Consider the following 3,614-nt stretch of genomic DNA (forward strand, 5'->3'; position numbering starts at 1 on the left):
GACCATGGCGGCCCGGCCGGTGCGCAGGGCGCGCAGCCGGTCGGGGCCCATCGTCAGGACGTCCTCGCCGTCGACCAGGACGCTGCCCTCGGCGGTGGCGCCGGGCGGCAGCAGGCCGAGGGCGCTGCGGGAGGTGAGGCTCTTGCCGGAGCCGGACTCGCCGACCAGGGCCACGGTCTCCCCGGGGCCCACGGCGAGGTCGACCCCGTCGAGGACGGGCCGGGCGGTGCCGGGCAGTCGGAGCCGCAGGCCCCGGATGTCGAGGGCGTTCACGCGGTCCTCCGGTTCGGGGCTGCGCCGGTTCGTCGGGGCCTCCGGTTCGTCGTTCTCCGGTCCGTCGTTCTCCGGCTCATCGGCTCCTCCGGGCGACGCGGTCGGCCCAGCGCTCGCCGACGACGTTGAACGCGACGACGGTGAGCACGAGGAGGACGCACGGCAGGATCGCGGAGAGCGGGTAGCCGTGCTGGATCGCCGTCTGGCCGTCGAAGACCATCCGCCCCCAGTCGGGGGTGAGCGCGGGGACGCCGAGGCCGAGGAAGGAGAGGCCGGCGAGGTCCATGAGGGCGTAGCCGAAGTTGATGGTGGACTGCGCCAGGACGATCGGGGCGATGTTGGGCAGGACGTGCCGCAGGCAGATCTGCGCGGCGGAGTGGCCCTGGACCTGGTACGCGGCGACGTAGGGCCGTTCTCGTTCGGCCAGCACCAGGGAGCGGGTCAGGCGCGAGACGTACGGCAGGTAGGCGATCGCGAGGGCGAGGACGGGGGCGAGGAGGCCCTCCCCGTACACCGAGACGATCAGGATGGCGAGCAGCATGCCGGGGAAGGCGAAGACCAGTTCGGTGCCGCGGGAGAGGACGGAGTCGAGCCAGCCGCCCCGCCAGCCGGCGACCAGGCCGACCAGGACGCCGGCGACGGTGGAGAAGGCGACCACGCCGAGCGGGCCGAGCAGGGAGCTGCGGGCGCCGAGCAGGAGCCGGGAGAGGGTGTCGCGGCCGGCGGCGTCGACGCCGAGCAGGTGGTCGGGCGAGGGGCCGGCGAGGGCGTTGCCGAGGTCGACGGCGTTCGGGTCGTCCGGCGCGATCCAGGGGGCGAGCAGGGCGGCGAGCACCACCAGGGCGACGAGTCCGAGGCAGGCCAGGTGGAGCGGGGCGCGGGCGGCCCTGAGGCGGCCGAGGCCGGGCCGGCGGGTGAGGGCGACACTCATGCGTCGGCCCTCCTCGAACCGAGGGCGACCCGGGGGTCGACCAGCGGGTGGAGCAGGTCGACGACCAGGTTCACGGTCATGAACAGGGCGACGATGAGCAGGGAGATGGCCTGGACGGTGGGGAAGTCCTTGGTGGTGGTGGACAGTTCGAGGAGCTGGCCGATGCCGCCGATGCTGAACGCGGACTCCACCAGGATCGTGCAGACCAGCAGGGTGGAGACGATCAGGCCGCCGGTGGTCAGCACGGTGCCCAGCGAGTTGCGGAACACGTGGCGGCGGATCACCTCGCGTTCGGGCACGCCGCGGCTGCGGGCGACGGCGACGTGCTCGCCCTCCAGGGCGTCCAGCATCGCCGAGCGGGTGACCCGGGCGAGCATCCCGATCAGGTACAGCGCGAGGGCGACCGCCGGCAGGGTGAGGTGCCACAGCAGGTCGCCGAAGCCGTCGCCGGTGCCGCTGGTCGGGAACCAGCCCAGCTTGACCGCGAACAGGCCCTGCAGCAGGACGGCCGCGACGAAGGAGGGGGTGCCGACCGCGAGCGTGGTGGAGAGCAGGACCGCCGAGTCGGTCGCGCCGCCGCGCACCGCGCCGATCCAGCCGAGGGCCAGGCCGAGGACGGCGACCACGACCAGGGCCATGGCCACCAGGGTCAGGGTCGCGGGCAGCCGGTCGGCGAGCAGCCGGGACACGTCGGTGCGGTAGGTGATGGAGCGTCCGAAGTCGCCCTGCAGCACCTGGCCGAGCCAGCGGAAGTACCGCACCAGGAACGGGTCGTCGAGGTGGTACTGCTCGTTGATCGCCTGGAGGGCGGCCGGGGAGGCCGACCGGCCGGACAGCAGGAAGCTCGCCGGGTTGCCCGGCGCCAGGTACATCGCGCCGAAGACCACGAAGGACGCGCCGAGCAGGGTGGCGGCCATCTCGGCCAGCCGCCGGGCGGCGAATCTCAGGAAGTTCACCGGGCGGCCCCCACGTCGGCGGCCCACGGGTAGTACATGTACGAGATGGTGGTGGGGGCGCCGGTGACGCGCTTGTTGAGGAAGACGCTGGTGGGCCACTCGGCGACCGGGATCCACAGCAGCTGTTCGGAGGCGGTCTGCTGGAGCCTGGCCTCGATCGCGCCGCGCCTGGCCGGGTCGTACTCGGCGGTGGCCTGGTCGACGAGGTCGTCGTAGGCCTTGTCGCTGAAGCCGGCGTAGTTCTGGTAGGCGCCGGTCCGGAAGTTGACGAGCAGGTCGAGCGGGTCGGTGACGGAGTCGTAGTACGTCTCCGGGAACAGGTCGATGCCCTCGCGCGCCTTGGCGTCGGTGAACAGCGCGGTGAAGGCGTTCGGGGCGATCGTCTTCAGCTGGACGTTCAGGCCGATCTTCGCCCCGGCGGCCTGGACGGCGGTGGCGAGCAGCGAGACGTCCTGGCCGATGGTGCTGGTGGCGACGGTCAGCGTCCTGCCCTCGGCGCCGGCCTCCTTGACCAGGGCCTTGGCCCGGTCGATGTCCGGGGCGGTGGGGGTGAGGTGGTCGAAGGCCGCCTTCCGGACGTCCTCGGGGGCGCCGGCCCAGGCGGCCCTGGTGGTGAGGGAGCCGGTGACGGTGCCGGCGCCGGCCAGGCCGGTCCGGACGAAGCCGGAGCGGTCCAGGGCCAGCGACAGCGCCTGGCGCACGCGCAGGTCGCCGAGCGGGCCGTTCATGCTGGTGACGTTGAGGTTGACGGTGCTCAGGCCCTCGCCGAAGTAGAGCGTGCCCGGGCCGTTGCGCTTCAGCCGGTCGTAGCTCTCGGTGGGGATCAGGTAGCCGCCGTCGACGTCCCCGGTGAGCATCGCGTTGGTGCGGGCGGACGCGTCGGTGAGGAAGCTGAACACGACCTTCTTCGACTTGGCCTTGGCACCCCAGTAGCCGTCGAAGCGCCGGAGCTCGATCGACTGGCCCTTGGCCCAGGTGCCCAGGGTGAAGGGGCCGGTGCAGTCGAGGCCGCCGCTGGTGCCGTAGTCCTTGCCCGCGGCCTCCACCCCGGCCCTGGCGGCGACGACGCCGGCGGCGGTGGCCATGTACTGCGGGAACTGGGAGTCGGGCTGCTTGAGCTTGACGGTGACCTGGAGCGGGCCGGTCCCGGTGACGGACTCGACGTTCTGGAACACCTGGGCCCAGGCCGCCGCGTTGTCCGGGTTCATCTGCCGGCCGAGGCTGTAGACGACGTCGTCGGCGGTCATCACCGTGCCGTCGTGGAAGTGGACGCCGGAGCGCAGGTCGTAGACCCAGGTCGCCGGGTCGGGGTTGGAGGCCTTCTCCGCCAGGCCGGGGGCCAGGGTGAGCTGGGGGGTCCAGCGCATCAGGCTCTCGCAGACGTTGGAGAGCACCGTGTTCTGCGGGTAGTCGAAGGCCTGGAGGTAGTCCAGGGTGGGCGGCTCGGCGTAGGT

The 3,614-nt window shown here is 72.6% G+C and carries 4 protein-coding genes; all 4 read right to left on the reverse strand.

The features are described from left to right. Positions 1–273 (reverse strand): ATP-binding cassette domain-containing protein (locus ACFU6K_RS33945; RefSeq protein ID WP_380669666.1); only part of this gene is annotated, 273 nt, incomplete at its 3' end. A 76-nt stretch (positions 274–349) separates the two neighbouring features. Then, positions 350–1,204 carry an ABC transporter permease gene (locus tag ACFU6K_RS33950; protein WP_380669668.1) on the reverse strand — a complete coding sequence of 285 codons (855 nt, stop codon included), beginning with the start codon at positions 1,202–1,204 and terminating at the stop codon, positions 350–352. Beyond that, on the reverse strand, positions 1,201–2,160 hold the full coding sequence (locus tag ACFU6K_RS33955) for an ABC transporter permease (protein ID WP_380669670.1): 960 nt from the start codon (positions 2,158–2,160) through the stop codon (positions 1,201–1,203). The genes ACFU6K_RS33950 and ACFU6K_RS33955 overlap by 4 nt, the downstream gene beginning before the upstream one ends. Next, on the reverse strand, positions 2,157–3,614 hold a 1,458-nt coding region (locus tag ACFU6K_RS33960; protein WP_380669671.1), incomplete at its 5' end, for an ABC transporter substrate-binding protein. The genes ACFU6K_RS33960 and ACFU6K_RS33955, both read right to left, overlap by 4 nt.

The organism is Kitasatospora sp. NPDC057512, assembly GCF_042802135.1.
Taxonomy (GTDB): domain Bacteria; phylum Actinomycetota; class Actinomycetes; order Streptomycetales; family Streptomycetaceae; genus Kitasatospora.

Excerpts from the sequence above, each read along its gene's own strand:
- ACFU6K_RS33950 (WP_380669668.1), bottom strand. The coding sequence starts at position 1,204 with ATGAGTGTCGCCCTCACCCGCCGGCCCGGCCTCGGCCGCCTCAGGGCC.